Raw genomic sequence first — 15,334 nt, 5'->3', positions numbered from 1 at the left:
ATTTGGGCGTGAGGCGGAGGGCACCCCCGTTCGTCTGAACAGGAGGATCGGTGGCTCCTTCTGAGAGGACGAGATGAGCGTTGGCAAGTCGCGCACGCGGCTGTGGTTCCTGTGGCACTCCTGGCTGGCGATGCCCATCTGGGCGTTCCTGTTCTTCGTCTGCCTGACCGGGACCATCGCCGTGGTCAGCACGGAGATCATGTGGCTGGTCAACCCCGCCATGCGGGCCTCCGGCGCCGGGGAGACCCTGCCGCCCAGCGCGCTGATCGCCGCGGCGGAGGCGGCGGCGCCGGGCGGGCGGGTGACTTCGCTGAGCTGGGGCGGCTCCCACATGGCGGTCAGCGCCCGGATGGCGATGCCCGACGGCACCTCCACCACCGCCTGGGTCAACCCGGTCAGCGGGGCGGTGCAGGGCATGTCCACCGGCAACTCGTTCCAGAGCTTCTTCCGCGCGCTGCACGGCTGGCTGATGACCTTCCCCGTGGGCTGGTACCTCGTGACCTTGCTGGCCATTCCGCTCGTCGGGTCGCTGGTCACCGGGCTGGTGGTCTACAAGCGGTTCTGGAAATCCTTCTACCAGCCGCGCATCCGCTGGCGGCAGGCGCCGCGCGTGATGTGGGGCGACCTGCACCGCGTCGCCGGCACATGGTCGATCTGGTTCATCGCGGTCATCTCGGTCACCAGCCTGTGGTTCCTCATCTACATGATGCTGTTCCATCTCGGGATGGGGCTGGGCGGCGGGAAGGTGCCGGTGCTGCTGGCGCGCGACCAGATCCCGGTCGCCGCGACCGCGCCGAAGCCGGATGTCGACGCCATCATGGCCAGCGCCATGACGGCCCTGCCGGACATGCGGCTGCGCTACCTGTGGCTGCCCGGCACCGCCTACGACCCGGCGACGGTGGCGGGGTCCAGCGGGCAGGTGCCGCTGCTGCCCGACTATGTCCGGCTGAATCCCTTCACCGCCGAGGTGATCGCCATCGAGGGCGGGATGGAAGCGGCCTCGGGCATCGAGCTGACCCGCACCATCATGCGCGCCCTGCACACCGGCGATTTCGGCGGCTTGCCGGTCAAGCTGGTCTGGTTCGCCTTCGGCCTGCTGATGACCACGCTGATCTTCAGCGGCATGCTGATCTGGATGAAGCGGACCGCCCGCGCCACGGTCGAGGCGGTGCGCGACGTCCGGCGCGGCTCCCGGTTGGCGGAGGGCCCGTCCAATGCGTAATGACTCACTGCGTAGGCTCTGGCAGCGCGGCAAGTTCCATCTCAGCGCCCTGATGATGCTGGTGCCGCTTCCCTTCCTCCCCGACTATTTCAGCCCGAAGCCGATCTTCGTGCCGCCCGAGATCCGGCGCGACGTCGCCGTCGGACCCTTCCCGATCACGCTGGCGACCTACGACGAGGCTCCCAGGCGCATGCCGACCGGGGAGCGGATGAAGGAGTACCGCATCCACATCCGTCCCGCCGACGTCGACCATGTGCGCGGCGTCTTCCTGCGCGTCGGCAAGCCGCGCAGTCTGCGCACCACGGGCGCGCTCGCCTTCGGCAACCCCTACGAGCGGGAGGCCGACGTGACCGTGCCGGACGAGCTGGCCGGCAGGGAGGAGCTGTGGGTGACTATGGAGGACTGGAGCGGCCGGGTGCATCAGGCATCCCTGCCGCTGAGCGAGATTTTCGGAGGAAAGCGATGAGGACCCCGCGCGCGCTCGCCCTGGCGGCGCTGTTCGCCCTGTGCGCCGCCGGTGCGGCGCATGCCCATTACCCGATCTGCGAATGCCGGATGGTGGAGGGCGACACGGTGCAGTGCACCGGCGGCTTCTCCGACGGGTCCAAGGCGCCCGGCGTCGTGCTGGACGTCATCGCCTACGACGAGCAGGTGCTGGTCAAGGGCAAGCTGGGGCCGGACTCCACTCTGTCCTTCCCGCGCCCCGCGCAGGACTTCTACGTCCTGTTCGACGCCGGCCCCGGCCACACGGTCGAGATCGAGCACACGGCGATCAAGTAGCGTCCTCAGCGAAGCCGGAACCATGCATCACCAGATCGTCCGCCGCGCCGGGGCCGAGCGCGAGACCCTGTGGGTCGCGTTGGCCGCCGGCGCCATTCTCGTGTCCGCCGCCCTGGCGGTCGGGCTGCGCGCCGCTCCGGAAACGGAGGCGCCTCTTGCCGCCCACCTCGTCGACTCCCGCACCGGCCTGACCGCCGCCGAGCAGGGCCTCTACGCCGACCTGAAGGCGGCGGGCGAGGAGATCGCCGCCCTGCGGACGGCGGCGGGCCGGGCGCCGACGCCGGAGGAGCTGGCCGCCGGGGCCCTGCCGCCCTTCGCGGCCGATTCCAGCGCCGCGGCGCGCGGCGGGCACACCTGGACCCTTACCGGGACCCTTACCGGGACCCTCACCGAGACCGGGGACGGGATCGCCTATGCCGGCGTTTCCGCCGCGCCGGAGCTGGCCGGGTCCCTGGTCCTGCGGCTGGACGGCCACGGTGCCGACATCTGGCTGAAGCGCGCCGCCGAAGCCCCGCCCGCCCCACCGGAGGACACGGCCTTGGCCGCCGCCGGCTGGAAGCGGATCGTCTCCACCTTCACCGCCGGGGTGACCCGATGACCAGCATTCTTCCCAACCGCCGCCTGATCCTGGCCGGCGCCCTGGCCGCCGCGGCCATGCCGGCCCGCGCCTTCGCGGCTCCCGCCGGGCGCCGCCGCTTCGGCGTCACCCTGCACCCCTACTATTCCTACGTCGCCAACATCGTCGGCGATGCGGCCGAGGTGGTGCCGGTCATCCCGGCCGGCTTCAACCCGCACGCCTACGAGCCGCGCCCGGAGGACATCCAGCGCATCGGCGGGCTGGACGCCATCGTGCTGAACGGCATCGGTCACGACGATTTCGCCGGGCGGATGATCGCCGCCTCGGCGAAGCCGTCGCTGCCGGTGGTCGAATCCAACGCCGACGTGCCGCTCCTGCCCGCCGCGGGAACGGCGGCGCGGGCGGCGGGGAAGGTGGTCAACCCGCACAGCTTCCTGTCGATCACCAACTCGGTCCTCCAGGTTTCGACCATCGCGCGCGAGCTGGGACGGCTGGACCCGGACAACGCCGCCGCCTACGCCGCCAACGCCCGCGCCTATTCCCGCCGCCTGCGCCAGTTGCGGGCCGACGCGCTGGCGAAGCTGGCGACGGCGGGCACCGCCAGCCTGCGCGTCGCCACCATCCACGGCGCCTACGATTACCTGCTGCGCGAGTTCGGGCTGGAGGTCTCCGCCGTCGTCGAGCCCGCCCACGGCATCGAGCCCAGCCCGGCCCAGCTCGCCGAGACCATCGCGACGATGCGCAAGCTCGACGTGCAGGTGATCTTCTCGGAGCTGAACTTCCCCAGCGCCTATGTGGAGACCATCCGGCGCGAGACCGGCATCCGGCTCTACGCCTTCTCCCACATCTCGCACGGCGACTACGCGCCCGACCTGTTCGAGCGCGAGATGGCCCGGAACCTCGACACGCTGGTTCTGGCGATGGCCGAGGCCGCGCCGTGACCGGTCCCGCCATCCTGTTCGACCGGGTAGACCTGACGCTGGGGCGCACGGTGATCCTGGACGGCGTGTCCCTGCGCGTCGCCGCGGGCACCGTGCACGCGGTGGTCGGCCCCAACGGCGGCGGCAAGTCGTCGCTGATCCGCGCCCTGCTCGGTCAGGCGCCGCACCGCGGGACCATCCGGCTCGACTGGCCGGGCGACGGGCCGGGCACCGTCGCCTATGTGCCGCAATCGGTCGAGTTCGACCGCGGCCTGCCGTTGACGGTGGAGGATTTCCTGGCCGTGCTGTGCCAGCGCCGTCCCGCCTTCCTCGGGCCGGACCGCCGCATGAACTACGGCGCGGCCCTGGACCGCGTCGGCATGGCCGGCAAGGCCCGCCGCCGCTTCGGCGCCCTGTCGGGGGGCGAGCGGCAGCGCGTCCTGCTCGCCCAGGCGCTGATCCCGGCGCCCGACCTGATCGTTCTGGACGAGCCGATGACCGCGCTCGACGAGGCCGGGATCGCCATTTTCGAAACGCTGCTGGCCGAGCTGTCCGCCGCCGGGACCACCGTCCTGTGGGTCGAGCACGATCTGGCCCAGGTGCGCCGGCTGGCGACGCGGGTGACCGGCCTGAACCGGCGCGTGCTGTTCGACGGCGCCCCGCTGGAGATGCTGTCGCCGGAGCGGGTGTTCGACCTGTTCTCGGCCGTCCCGCGCGGCCACGCGGCCGAGAGGATCGCATCATGAGGATCGCGTCATGAGGATCGCGTCATGAGCTTCGAGGCGTTGCGCGCCCTGGTCCAGGGCTGGGCCGGGGCCGGGTTGCTGCCCGCCGGGCTGACCCATGGCTTTCTCGTCAACGCGCTGCTGTCCGGGCTGGTCATCGGCCCGGTGCTGGGCGGGTTGGGCACGCTGGTGGTGACCAAGCGGCTGGCCTTCTTCTCCGAGGCGGTCGGCCACGCCGCGCTGACCGGCGTCGCCATCGGCATCCTGGTGGGGGAGCCCTACACCGGTCCCTACGCCAGCCTGTTCGGCTACTGCCTGCTGTTCGCGCTGCTGGTCAACTACACGCGCAACCGCAGCAACCTGACCGCCGACACGCTGATCGGCGTCTTCCTGTCGGTGTCTCTGGCGCTGGGCGCCAGCCTGCTGCTGATCCTGGCCAGCCGGGTCAACATCCACATCCTGGAGAATGTGCTGTTCGGCTCGGTCCTGACGGTGGACGACCGCGACCTGACCGTGCTGCTGGTGGTGGCCCTCGGGGTGACCGCGCTGATGCTGCCGCTGTTCAACCGGCTGCTGCTGGCCAGCTTCAACCCGGCGCTGGCGCGGGTGCGCGGCGTGCCGGTGAAGGGGCTGGACTATCTGTTCATCGTGCTGGTGACCGTGGTCACCGTCGCGTCGGTCAAGATCATCGGCGCCATCCTGGTGGGGGCTCTGCTGGTCATTCCGGCCGCCGCGGCGCGGGTCGTCGCCGCGTCGCTGCGCGGCTTCTTCCTGCTGTCGGTCGCCTTCGCCAGCGTGGCGGCGGTGGCCGGAATCCTGCTGCCCGTGCATTTCGCCCTGCCGGTGCCGTCGGGCGGCGCCATCATCCTGGCGGCGGGGCTGCTGTTCGTGGGCGCGCTGCTGGCGCGTCTGTTCATGAAAGGGGAAGAGGGATGAAGCGCGTCACGCTCGCGGCGCTCCTGCTGCTGTCCACGGTGGCCGGCGCCTCCGCCGAGACTGTGCTGGCCGGTCACCCGGTCACCGCCGGGCTGGCCCAGGCGCTGACGAAGGGCACGCCGGTGGTGGTGGAATCGGTGGTTCCGCCGGCCATTCCCATGGGGCGCCAGCACGCCTTCCTGAGCGGGCGCGGCGAGGTGAGGCTGGCGGAGGCCGCCCGCAAGGCCGACGCGGTGCTGACCCTGCGCTCCGCCTGGGGCGAGGACCCGCTCTACCCGCTGGCGCGGCGCGCCAACATCCGCCTCGTCGAGATCGACGCCGCCCGCCCGGTGGACGGCGCCCTGCCGGGGATCGCGGTCAACGGCGACGCGGCCTTCCCCTGGCTGGGCATCGCCAACGCCGGACGGATGGCCGACATCCTGGCCGCCGACCTGCGGCGCCTCTATCCCGGTTCCAAGGACGCCATCGACGCGAATCTCGCCGCCCTGAAGCGCGGGCTGCTGACGGTGTCGTCCCAATCGGCGCAGGCGTTCGCCGCTCTGCCGGACCCGTCGGCGGCGGCGCTGTCCGACCGCTTCGCCACGCTGGCCGCCGATCTCGGGCTGGATCTGCGCCGGGTCTGGACCCGCGACGACCGCGACTGGACGCCCGAGCGTCTGGCCGAGCTGACCGCCACCCTGAAGGCCGAGGCCATTCCCGTGGTGCTGCACCACCGTCAACCGTCTCCGGAGATCGCCCGGGCGGTGGCGGACGGCGGCGCCCGGCTGATCGTTCTGGACAGTCTGGAGAGCGGTCCGCCCGCGGCGATGGACACGGCGCTGGGGCGGATGGCGGAGCAGGTGGAGGCGGGGCTGCGCTGAGGGAGGCATTGCCCCCACCCTAACCCTCCCCCGCTGGCGCAGGGGAGGGGACGTGTTTCTCCCTCCCCTGCGAAGCGGGGGAGGGCCGGGGTGGGAGCAACACCCCGCCACCCCAGCCAGCCGATCACTCGCTCGCCAGGGCCGCCACGGGATCGAGCCGCGCGGCGCGGCGGGCGGGGATCAGGCCGAAGACCATGCCGGTGAGCACGGCGGAGGCCACCGCCCCGGCGATCGCGGTCGCGGTGAAGACCACCGGCATCGCCAGCAGCCCGATCACCGCGCCGCCGGCCAGCCCCAGCGCCACCCCGACCAAGCCGCCCAGCCCGGCCACCAGCGCCGCCTCCATCAGGAACTGCCGCTCGATGTCGGCGGCGCGGGCGCCGACGGCCATGCGGATGCCGATCTCGCGGGTCCGCTCGGTCACGCTGACCAGCATGATGTTCATCACCCCGATGCCGCCGACCAGCAGCGTGATGACCGCGGCGCAGCCGAGCAGCAGCGTCATGGTGTCCTGGGTCTCCGCCGCCGCCTGGATGCGCGCGGTCCCGTCGTGGATCTGGAAATCCTCCTGGCCGTGACGCCCGGCGATCAGGGCGTGGATGGCGTCGCGGGTCTGTGCGATCCGCCCCACGTCGTGAACCGAGACGAGGATCAACTCCAGGTCCGGCTTGCCGATCAGCCGTTGCACGCCGGTGGACAGCGGCACGAACACCCAGTCGTCGGTGCTCTGGTTGCCGGTCAGGTCGCCCTTCTGCGCCATCACGCCGGTGACCAGGAAGGGAATGTTGTTCACCAGCACATGCTTGCCCAGCGGCGACTCCCCGCGCGGGAACAGCCGTTCGGCGACGCGGTGGCCGAGGACCGCCACCGCCGCCCCGCCCCGTTCGTCGGCGCGGGTGAAGAAGGCCCCTTGGGCGACCGGCCAGCGGTGGGTCAGCGGCAGCGACGCCGAGGTCGCCAGTACTTCGGTGCGGTGGTCGATGTTGCCGTGACGGGCCATCACCGGCGCGGCGAGGAAGGGCATCACGCTCTCGACGTTGGGCAGGTCCAGGATGGCCTCGCCGTCCGCCTCGGTCAGCGGCGTGGCCGGCAGGCGGGGATCGCCGCTGCCCGCCACGACATAGACCAGATTGACCCCCAGCGCGCCGACCCGCGCCATCACCGCCTGCTTGGCGCCCTCGCCGATGGCGAGCAGGGCGATCACGGACGCCACGCCGATGACGATGCCGAGCAGGGTCAGCGCCGTGCGGAAGCCGTTGGCGCCCAGCGACCGCAGCGCCGCCGACAGGGCTTCCGCCGCGTCGGCCCACAGGGAGGCGCCGGCGGCCGCGCGCTCCGCCGGGGCGGGGGATGGGGCCGCCGGTGACGGGGCCGGGCGGCCGCTGTCGGCGACGATGCGGCCGTCGCGCATTTCGATCACCCGGCCGGCGGCCTCGGCCACCTTGCGGTCGTGGGTGATGAGGATCACCGTGCGCCCGGCGGCGGACAGCTCGCGCAGCAGCGCCACCACCTCCGCCCCGCTGGCGCTGTCCAAAGCACCGGTCGGCTCGTCGGCCAGGATCACCGGGGCGTCGTTCATCAGCGCCCGCGCGATCGACACGCGCTGTTGCTGGCCGCCCGAAAGCTGGTTGGGGCGGTGATGGCGCCGCTCCCCCAGCCCCAGGCGGCCCAGCAACTCCACGGCGCGGCTTTCGCGCAGCGCGGCGGGCAGGCCCGCGTAGCGGCCCGGCATCTCGACGTTCTCCTGCGCCGTCGTGCCGGGGATCAGATGGTAGTGCTGGAAGACGAACCCGAACCCGTCCCGCCGCAGCGCCGCCCGCTCGTCGCCCTCCAGCGCCGTCACGTCGCGCCCGTCGACGCGGTAGCGTCCGGAGGTCGGACGGTCGAGCCCGCCGAGGATGTTCATCAGCGTCGATTTGCCGGAGCCGGAGCTGCCGACGATGGCGACGAACTCCCCCGCTTCGACGGTCAGGGAGACGCCGCGCAGCACCTCCACCGCCACGCCGCCGCCGCTCATGTAGGTCTTGCGGATGTCCTCCAGGACGAGAAGCGGCCCGCTCACAGCCGGAACCCGATCTTGGGCGGGCGGCCGTCGTCGGTTTTCCAGCCGACCACGATCCGCTCGCCTTCGGCCAGACCCTCCAGGATCTGGGCGTTGAAGCGGTCGCGCACCCCGACGCGGACCTCGCGCGTCTCGATGGCGCCGCCGCTGCCGATCAGCGTCACGCGGTGCCGCTCCGCCGCCCCGTCAGCCAGGCTCAGGGCGGCGACCGGCACGGTGATGGCGTCCTTGGCCGCGGCGGCCACGAAGAAGACCTGGGCGGTCATGTCCGGGCGCAGCTCCCCCCGGTCGTTGGCGATTTCGAACAGCGCGGTGTAGAGCACGACGCTGTTGGCCGCCCCGCCGCCGCCGGTGGCGGACGAGCCGCCGTTCCCCGAGGCGGGCGGCTTGGGCGGGGCGGGCAGGATCTCCTGCAGGCGCGCGGTCCAGCGCCGTCCGGGATGGCCGAGCGTGGTGAAGTAGAGCGGCATGCCGTCCGTCAGCCGCGTCACGTCGGCTTCCGACACCTGGGTCCACACGGTCATGGCCGACAGGTCGGCGATCCGCATCAGGACCGGCGCCTCGTAGGCGGAATTGATGGTCTGGCCCTGGCGGGCGTCCACCGCGATCAGCGTGCCGCTCATCGGCGCGTAGATGCGGGTGTAGCCGAGCTGTGCCTCGTCGGCCTGGAGGGTCGAGTCCGTCTGGCGGATCTGCGCCTGGGTGGCCTCGACCTGGGCGGCGGCGATGCGCGCCTCCATCCGGGCCTGGTCATAGGCCTCGCCGCGCCCCGACCCGCTGCGCCGCAGCGCCGCCTGACGGGAAAGCTGGGCTTCGGCGAAGTCGGCGCGCGCCCGCTGCTCGGCCAGCAGTGCGGTCAGGCGGGCACGCTCGGCGCGCCCGGCCTCGACCTTGGCCTGTTGCAGGGCGGGGTCGATCTCAGCCAGCAGATCGCCCTCGCGGACCATCTGCCCGACCGCCACATGCAGCCGGGTCAACTGGCCGGACACCTGCGCGCCGACGTCGACGTAGGCGCGCGGCTGGATCTTGCCGAGCGCCGTCACCGTGTCCTCGACCGTGCCGCGCCCGACCACCGCCACCTCTGCCGAGGCGGCGGGATCGGCCGGGCGCAGCAGGGCGGCGGAGGCCAGCCCGCCGAGCACCAGCGCGGCGGCGGCGAGGCCGCGGCGGATACCGCGCCGGGAACCGGAAGCCGCCGCCCGCCGCGCCGTCATCACCACGTCGCCCGCAGGGACAGCAGGACGTTGCGCGGCTCGCCATAGTAGCCGTAGTTCTGGACGCTGCTCAGGTACTTCTTGTCGAACAGGTTGTTGAGGTTCATCGTCGCCGAGACCTTGTCGGTGATCTGATAGCGCGTCATCAGATCGACCACCGCGTAGCCGTCGCGGTCATAGCGCCGGGCGCCGGTGCCGGTGTAGACGTCGCCTTCCCACTTGACGTTGCCGCCCACCGTCACGCGGTCCCAGGCGCCCGGCAGGCGGTAGGTGGTGAACAGCTTGAAGGTGTCGCGCGGCACATAGGTCATCATCCGCTGGCCGTCGGCGTTCTTGATCGAGGTGTGGCTGTAGCCGCCGCCGATCTGCCATCCGGCCATCACCTCGCCGGCGACCTCCATCTCGAAGCCCTTGCTTTCCGCGCCCTTGACCGCGCGGTAGGCCTGCCCGCCGTCCGGGGTGAAGCGGCCGGCGTCGACTTCGCCCAGATTGTCCTGCTTGATCAGGAACACCGCGGCGCTGGCGTTCAGGGCGCCGCCGAAGAACTCCGCCTTCACGCCGGCCTCGTAGGCGTCACCGTCCAGCGGGTCGAGCGTCCGGCCGCTGGCGTCCTTGTAGTCCTGCGGCTTGAAGATGCTGGTGTAGCTGGCGTAGACCGACCAGATGTCGGTCAGGTCGAGCACGACGCCGGCGTAGGGCGTGAGCACCCCGTTCTCCGACCGCTTGCTGTAGCTTCCCGCCCCCGCGTTCGGGCTGCTCTTTTCGATCTGCTGCCACCGGCTGATGCGGCTGCCGAGGATGACCGACAGCGCGTCGGTCGGGCGCAGGCGGGTGGCGGCGTAGGCGGCCATCTGCCGCTCGTCGGTCTGCGACCGGCCGGTCGGGTTGAGCGTCGGCTGGGCGATGCTGCCGTTCCAGGTGAAGTAGTTGGGGATCGAGGGATCGTAGCCGGGGATGGTCCAGAGCGGGTGGTCGAGCCCCTCGCGCTTGGCGTAGTAGCCGCTGATGCCGGCCATCAGGTCGTGCCGCCGCCCGAACAGGTCGAAGCCGCCGTTCAGGTCGGCGCTGACCGAGGTCTGCTCCAGGTCGGAGTTCCAGCGGCCCGGCCAAATGCCCATGCCGGTGCCGTCCCGGTTCAGGCTGCCGCGCGCGCCATAGCCGAGCAGGCCATCATATTCGCGGTTGTTGCGCTCCACGTTCAGCGTCGCCGTCCAGCCGTCCCCGAAGCGGTGCTTCAGTTCGCTGAAGACGGTCAGGTTGTCGTGCATGAAATACGCCCACCGGGCGCCGCTGTTGTGAGAGCGGGAGAAGTCGGTCTTCGTCCCGTCGGCGTAGAACAGCGGAAAACCGGCGCGGGAGGCGTCGTCGGAGCGGTGCTTCTGGTACTCGACGCCGACCGTCCAGGTCGTATCCTCGGTGATGTCGGCCTCCAGGACGCCGTAGAGCACCTTCTTGCGCTCGTGCAGGCGGTCGATGAAGCTGTCGTTGTCCTGGTAGGCGCCGACGACGCGCCCACGCAGGCGGCCGTTCTCGGTCAGCGGACCCGACAGGTCGGCCTCGCCGCGGTAGCGGTTCCAGGACCCGATCTGCCCCTCGGCGTAGCCCTGGAGGATCGGGGTCGGGCGCTTGCGGACCAGATTGACCGAGGCCGACGGCTCGCCGACACCGTTCAGAAGGCCGGTCGCGCCGCGCACCACCTCGATCCGGTCGAACACCGCCGTGTCGGAGATGGAATCGTCGAACCCATACACGGTGGAGCGCGGGATCCCGTTCACCTGATAATTCGTCACCGGGAAGCCGCGGGCGAAGACTTCGTCGCCGTCGCTGCCCAGCGCGCCGGTGTGCAACCGCGCCACGCCGACCGTCTGATCAAGGACGTCGCGGATCTCGTTCAGCCCCTGGTCGTCCATGCGCTGGCGGGTCATCACGCTGACCGACTGCGGCGTCTCGCGCGGCGTCAGGTTCAGCTTGGTGGCGCTGTCGGTCGAGCCGGTGGTGTAGGAGCCGGTGCCCTCGCTGCGGCCCGGATCGCGGGACAGCCCGCCCTGGACCGTCACCGGGTCGAGCACCGCCGCCCCCCCGGCCTGGGTCGGCAGCTTCTCCAGCGTCACCGTGTCGGGATCGACGAAGCGCGCGATCAGGCCGGTGCCGGCCAGCAGACGGATCAGCGCGTCCTGCGGCGCCAGCGTGCCCGTCACACCGGGCGAGGAAACGCCCTGCGCGATGTCGGAGGGATAGAGCACCTGGAAGCCGGTGGCCTGCCCGTAGGCGGCGAGCACCCCTGGCAGCGGGCCGGCGGCGATGGCGAAGCTGACGGTCCGGCCCTGCTGGGCCACTTGCACGGGCGCTTCCCCGGTCGTCATCGGCGCCGCCATGGCGCCGTGCAGCGCGGTCGATGCCAGCAGCATGCCCAACAAAGCCGGAGCCCAACCGGCCCGCACCTTGTTCCCCCACACCTTGTTCCCACGCGCCGTCTGCCCCCGCAGCAGGCGCCCCCCAACATCGATCATCACCGAGACCCCGTCATTTTGCGAATGATTTGCATTTTCGCGTATGCAAGTCACGACGTTGTCCGGCGGGAACCACCTCACCTTGATTTTCAAAAAATTTGATACGGACCGGCTAGATGGAACGGATGATGACCAGACCGGGAACGGGACGCAGCGTGCGCAAGGGAAGCGTGCGGAGGATGGCGTTCAGGGCGGCGTCCGGCCGGCCGATGTCCACGCTGCCGTCGAAGCGCAGGCCGGCGAGCGGGCGGTCCCACAGCACGATGCGGGCGGGGTGGTAGCGGTTGAGATCGGCGATCACGGCGTCGAGCGGCTGTCCCTGGAAGACCAGCCGGCCGTGCCGCCATGCGTTCTCCACCGCCACGCCCTGGCTCAGCAGCGGACCGGGACCGTCGGGGCCATAGGATCGGCTCTGTCCGGCGGCGATGGGAAGGGGAGGCTCCTTCCCGGTGGTCAGGCTGGCCGTTCCGGATTCCACCGCCACGACCACGGAGTCCAGGCAGCGGTGCACCACGAAGCTGGCGTCGGCGGTGGTGATCCGCCCGTCGGCGCAGGTGACGACGAAGGGACGCCCCGGGTCGGGGGCGGTGACGAAATGCGCCCGCCCCTCGGTCAAACGCACGCGCCGTTCTCCGGCGGTGAACGCGACGGCCACCGCGCTGTCGGCGTCCAAGGTGAGGACCGAGCCATCGTCCAGCGCCACCGTCCGCCGTTCTCCGATTCCGGTCCTCAGGTCGCCCGGCCAGCCGGTCAGGACGACCACCCCGCCCAACGCCGCGGCGCAGGCCGCCGCCCCGCCCGCGGCGCCGAACGCCAGGAACCGGCGCCGGGTCGGCGCGGCGCGGCGGGCCTTGCGCGGATCGGGCACGCGGTCCAGGTCGCCCCACAGTCCTGCGAGGCGGTCGTACTCGCGCCGATGAACCGGGTCCTGCGCCAGCCACGCCGAAAAGGCCCGGTGGTCCGCCGCGTCGGCGTTGCCCGATTCCATGCGCACGAACCACGCCAGGGCCGCATCCCGTGGGGCGCCCGATAAGTCCGGTTGGTCGCGGTTGCGCTCCATCATAGCGCGAGCCGGTCGCGGCAATGGGCCAGGGCCTTCATGACATGCTTCTCCACCATGCTGCGCGAGATGCCGAGGCGCGCGGCGATGTCGGAATGGCTCAGCCCGTCGAATTTGTGAAGCAGAAACACCTCGCGGCAGCGCGGCGGCAGTTCAGCCAGCGCGTGACTCAGCCGCTCCAGCCGCTGCTTGTGTTCCAAGGCGGTTTCGGCGTCCGGTTCGTCCAGCGGACGGTCGAGCCCCAGTTCCGCCGGGGCGAAGCGCCGCCCCCAGCGGGTTTCCGCGCGCATCCGGTCGAGCGCGATGTTGTCGGCCATGCGGTACAGGTAGGAGCGCGGGTTTTCGATCTCCGGCAGGGCGGTCAGGCTGCGCAGCCGCAGATAGGTGTCCTGCACGACATCCTCGGCCAGACAGAGCGACCCCAGACGCCGGGCCAGATGGCCGGTCATCTCTTCGTAGTGGTCGAGCAGCAGACCCAGCAGGGAAGTCCGGTCTCTTTCAGCCATGACAAGGACAACACCCGTTCCCAGAAGCTTGCGGCCTCTCATAACCACGAATGCGAATCATTCGCAATCAATAGATCGGCCGGGGAAAATTTCTTTTCTGGGGACGGGTGAGGGGATGGCGGGCGGCGATCGTCCTTATGTCAGGCGCTCTGTGCGCGATCGTCGGAGCGCTGTCCGGGGACCCGCCGCTGGCCGTTCTCCGGTTCGCCGGCCTCCCGAACATTCCGGTCGCGGCCAGCCGGGCACCGCTCCGGCCGGCGTGGGGATCAATTCCCCGCGAGAACCTCCAGACAGGCGGCCGGGGGCTCTGGAATGGCCTTGGGTTGGCGGGGCGCCGGCGCCTCCTTCGGGGGCTCGAACCAGCTCAGAAGCTCCTGGCCGCAGCCGTCGCCCGGCGGAATGGGGGCTTGCGGGACGCAGGCCGTCGATCCGGCCGGGCAGTTCATCCGCACATGGAAGTGGGAGTCGTGGCCGGCCCAGGGACGAACCGCGTTCAGCCAGGAGCGGTCGCCGTGCTCGCTCTGGCACAGCGCCAGCTTGATCGCCGGGTTCACGAACACCCGCGCGACCTTCGGGCTCGTCGCCGCCAGTTGCAGCAGGCGCGCCTGCCGGGGGCCGAACCGCTCCGGGAAGACGCGCTGCGCCTGCCGGTTCACCATGGTCGGGAAATCCGTCCGCTCCCGCGCCTCCCGCGGGAGGAGCGGCTGGTCGAGATCGAACCACACGTCCACGTCGAGGCCGATCTGGTGGCTGGCGTGCCCGCTTTCCATGCGGCCGCCATAGACCTTGGAGATGTCGCCGACGGCCAGCCGCCCGAGCCGCTCGGCCTGCGCCCGGCGGGCGAGGTTCTCGACGAAGGCGATGGTGTCGGGGTGGCCGTGGTTCCGGTTCCGCGACAGGTTGACCGCCTGATAGCCGAGGCCTTCGGGGGGCAGCGTCTGCGCGCCGCGGATGCAGCCGTTTGCGTAGCTGCCGATCGGCTGCGCCGAGGGTAACGGGATCGACGGCTGAAAGGCCACCGTGCTGGGATCCATCGGCAGGGTGCCGGAAGCCGGGGGTGCCGATCGGGGAACCGGATCGGCCGCCGTCGCGTCACCGGCGAACCAAACGCCGCAAAGGATCGTCAGCGCTGCGAAAGACCATCGTCGGGCCATGACCGGTCGGGAACCTCTCATCGTTGGCGTCCCCCGACAATAGCACGGGATCTGTGGCCTGGGCGTTGCATCGGGTGGGAGGTGGCCCCGCCGCGGCGTCCCGGATGCGAGGCGCCCGATTGAGTCCGTTCAGCCAGCCGGGCCGGAATTGGCGGACACCGGCGGCTCCCCGGACAGAAGGCCCTTGGCCAGGAGCTGAAGATACATCCGGACGGCCTCTTCCGGCAGATTGACGACACCGTTCTCATCGGTGTAGCGCAGGGCGAGATAGCCCCGCGTGGCGATCAGCATGTAGACCAGCGGCTCCAGCGCCTCGTCGCTGAGGTTGGCGATCTCGCCGTTCTTGCGGGCGTTGCGCAGAAAACGCATGTAGCCGCCGGTGATGTTGTGGAAATGCTGGCGGTGAGCCTTCGGCGCGAAGATTTCCGCCTCGTTCAGGATGCGCAGGAAATAGGGCATGCGCTTGAGGAAGGAGAAGAAGGCGCGGAACGACTGTTCTTCCTTCTCCAGAAAGGTCCTGGCGCCGCTGGCCTGCTGGCGGATGTGGGCCAGCATCTTGGCGCCCAGCACCGGAAGCAACTCGTCGAAGATTTCCTGCCGTGAGGAGAAGTAGTTGTAGAAGGTGCCCTGCGCCAGGTTCGCCCGCTGGGTGATCCGGGTGATCGAGGCGTCGATGTAGCCGTATTCCCCCACCACCTCGGCGGCGGCCTGGAACAGGGCGTCGCGGACCTCTTCCGACCGCTGCACCCGCGTCTTCTTTCCCGCCGTCCGACCCATCGCCGCCATCGCCTGCAATCTCCCTCTCCGT

15 protein-coding genes are annotated in these 15,334 nt (G+C 70.9%); 8 read left to right on the top strand and 7 right to left on the bottom strand.

The window, feature by feature from the left end; all coding sequences use genetic code 11:
- Nucleotides 1-73: 73 nt before the first annotated feature.
- From TSH58p_RS01580 to TSH58p_RS01545, 8 genes are read left to right on the top strand one after another with little or no spacing between them, the layout of a single operon-like run.
- The gene (locus TSH58p_RS01580; RefSeq protein ID WP_109068192.1) at nt 74-1,222 is read left to right on the top strand and encodes a PepSY domain-containing protein; all 1,149 of its coding nucleotides are present in this window, start codon (nt 74-76) and stop codon (nt 1,220-1,222) included.
- Entirely contained in the window at nt 1,215-1,688 is a 474-nt protein-coding gene (locus TSH58p_RS01575; protein WP_247873836.1) for a hypothetical protein, read from the top strand. The genes TSH58p_RS01580 and TSH58p_RS01575 overlap by 8 nt, the downstream gene beginning before the upstream one ends.
- The gene (locus TSH58p_RS01570; RefSeq protein ID WP_109068193.1) at nt 1,685-2,002 is read left to right on the top strand and encodes a hypothetical protein; all 318 of its coding nucleotides are present in this window, start codon (nt 1,685-1,687) and stop codon (nt 2,000-2,002) included. The genes TSH58p_RS01575 and TSH58p_RS01570 overlap by 4 nt, the downstream gene beginning before the upstream one ends.
- A gap of 22 nt (nt 2,003-2,024) precedes the next feature.
- Complete coding sequence (locus TSH58p_RS01565; RefSeq protein ID WP_109068194.1) at nt 2,025-2,600, top strand: DUF6162 family protein; 576 nt, start codon at nt 2,025-2,027, stop codon at nt 2,598-2,600.
- Nucleotides 2,597-3,520 carry a metal ABC transporter solute-binding protein, Zn/Mn family gene (locus tag TSH58p_RS01560; protein ID WP_109068195.1) on the top strand — a complete coding sequence of 308 codons (924 nt, stop codon included), beginning with the start codon at nt 2,597-2,599 and terminating at the stop codon, nt 3,518-3,520. Before TSH58p_RS01565 ends, TSH58p_RS01560 begins: the two co-directional genes overlap by 4 nt.
- Nucleotides 3,517-4,245, top strand: coding sequence for a metal ABC transporter ATP-binding protein (locus TSH58p_RS01555; RefSeq protein WP_109068196.1), 729 nt, complete (start codon nt 3,517-3,519; stop codon nt 4,243-4,245). Before TSH58p_RS01560 ends, TSH58p_RS01555 begins: the two co-directional genes overlap by 4 nt.
- A 24-nt stretch (nt 4,246-4,269) precedes the next feature.
- On the top strand, nt 4,270-5,160 hold the full coding sequence (locus tag TSH58p_RS01550; RefSeq protein WP_109068197.1) for a metal ABC transporter permease: 891 nt from the start codon (nt 4,270-4,272) through the stop codon (nt 5,158-5,160).
- Complete coding sequence (locus tag TSH58p_RS01545; protein WP_109068198.1) at nt 5,157-6,020, top strand: metal ABC transporter solute-binding protein, Zn/Mn family; 864 nt, start codon at nt 5,157-5,159, stop codon at nt 6,018-6,020. Before TSH58p_RS01550 ends, TSH58p_RS01545 begins: the two co-directional genes overlap by 4 nt.
- A 124-nt stretch (nt 6,021-6,144) precedes the next feature.
- Here TSH58p_RS01545 and TSH58p_RS01540 read toward each other — a convergent pair whose 3' ends face one another.
- From TSH58p_RS01540 to TSH58p_RS01510, 7 genes are all read right to left on the bottom strand, one after another.
- Nucleotides 6,145-8,082 (bottom strand): MacB family efflux pump subunit, encoded by a 1,938-nt coding sequence (locus TSH58p_RS01540; RefSeq protein WP_109068199.1) that lies wholly within the window; start codon nt 8,080-8,082, stop codon nt 6,145-6,147.
- Nucleotides 8,079-9,296 carry an efflux RND transporter periplasmic adaptor subunit gene (locus TSH58p_RS01535; protein WP_247873837.1) on the bottom strand — a complete coding sequence of 406 codons (1,218 nt, stop codon included), beginning with the start codon at nt 9,294-9,296 and terminating at the stop codon, nt 8,079-8,081. Before TSH58p_RS01535 ends, TSH58p_RS01540 begins: the two co-directional genes overlap by 4 nt.
- Nucleotides 9,296-11,806 (bottom strand): TonB-dependent siderophore receptor, encoded by a 2,511-nt coding sequence (locus TSH58p_RS01530; protein ID WP_109068201.1) that lies wholly within the window; start codon nt 11,804-11,806, stop codon nt 9,296-9,298. Before TSH58p_RS01530 ends, TSH58p_RS01535 begins: the two co-directional genes overlap by 1 nt.
- 112 nt (nt 11,807-11,918) lie before the next feature.
- Nucleotides 11,919-12,794: a FecR domain-containing protein gene (locus tag TSH58p_RS01525; RefSeq protein WP_158282556.1), complete on the bottom strand. Its 876-nt coding sequence runs from the start codon at nt 12,792-12,794 to the stop codon at nt 11,919-11,921.
- 71 nt (nt 12,795-12,865) lie between these two features.
- Nucleotides 12,866-13,372, bottom strand: coding sequence for a sigma-70 family RNA polymerase sigma factor (locus TSH58p_RS01520; RefSeq protein ID WP_109068203.1), 507 nt, complete (start codon nt 13,370-13,372; stop codon nt 12,866-12,868).
- Nucleotides 13,373-13,638: 266 nt separating this feature from the next.
- Nucleotides 13,639-14,406, bottom strand: a complete 768-nt coding sequence (gene mepA, locus TSH58p_RS01515) for a penicillin-insensitive murein endopeptidase (protein ID WP_158282557.1) — start codon at nt 14,404-14,406, stop codon at nt 13,639-13,641.
- Between the two features lie 249 nt (nt 14,407-14,655).
- The gene (locus tag TSH58p_RS01510) at nt 14,656-15,312 is read right to left on the bottom strand and encodes a TetR/AcrR family transcriptional regulator (RefSeq protein WP_247873838.1); all 657 of its coding nucleotides are present in this window, start codon (nt 15,310-15,312) and stop codon (nt 14,656-14,658) included.
- Nucleotides 15,313-15,334 lie beyond the last annotated feature (22 nt).

Source organism: Azospirillum sp. TSH58 (assembly GCF_003119115.1).
Taxonomy (GTDB): domain Bacteria; phylum Pseudomonadota; class Alphaproteobacteria; order Azospirillales; family Azospirillaceae; genus Azospirillum.
Note: the sequence above shows the minus strand (reverse complement) of the source record. Positions and strands in the feature narration are given on the sequence as shown.

Bases quoted from the DNA above. Each gene is read 5' to 3' on its own strand.
- TSH58p_RS01580 (WP_109068192.1), top strand. From the start codon at position 74: ATGAGCGTTGGCAAGTCGCGCACGCGGCTGTGGTTCCTGTGGCACTCC.
- TSH58p_RS01575 (WP_247873836.1), top strand. From the start codon at position 1,215: ATGCGTAATGACTCACTGCGTAGGCTCTGGCAGCGCGGCAAGTTCCAT.
- TSH58p_RS01570 (WP_109068193.1), top strand. From the start codon at position 1,685: ATGAGGACCCCGCGCGCGCTCGCCCTGGCGGCGCTGTTCGCCCTGTGC.
- TSH58p_RS01565 (WP_109068194.1), top strand. From the start codon at position 2,025: ATGCATCACCAGATCGTCCGCCGCGCCGGGGCCGAGCGCGAGACCCTG.
- TSH58p_RS01560 (WP_109068195.1), top strand. From the start codon at position 2,597: ATGACCAGCATTCTTCCCAACCGCCGCCTGATCCTGGCCGGCGCCCTG.
- TSH58p_RS01550 (WP_109068197.1), top strand. From the start codon at position 4,270: ATGAGCTTCGAGGCGTTGCGCGCCCTGGTCCAGGGCTGGGCCGGGGCC.
- TSH58p_RS01545 (WP_109068198.1), top strand. From the start codon at position 5,157: ATGAAGCGCGTCACGCTCGCGGCGCTCCTGCTGCTGTCCACGGTGGCC.
- TSH58p_RS01535 (WP_247873837.1), bottom strand. From the start codon at position 9,296: ATGACGGCGCGGCGGGCGGCGGCTTCCGGTTCCCGGCGCGGTATCCGC.
- TSH58p_RS01530 (WP_109068201.1), bottom strand. From the start codon at position 11,806: ATGATCGATGTTGGGGGGCGCCTGCTGCGGGGGCAGACGGCGCGTGGG.
- TSH58p_RS01525 (WP_158282556.1), bottom strand. From the start codon at position 12,794: ATGGAATCGGGCAACGCCGACGCGGCGGACCACCGGGCCTTTTCGGCG.
- TSH58p_RS01520 (WP_109068203.1), bottom strand. From the start codon at position 13,372: ATGGCTGAAAGAGACCGGACTTCCCTGCTGGGTCTGCTGCTCGACCAC.
- mepA (WP_158282557.1), bottom strand. From the start codon at position 14,406: ATGGATCCCAGCACGGTGGCCTTTCAGCCGTCGATCCCGTTACCCTCG.
- TSH58p_RS01510 (WP_247873838.1), bottom strand. From the start codon at position 15,312: ATGGCGGCGATGGGTCGGACGGCGGGAAAGAAGACGCGGGTGCAGCGG.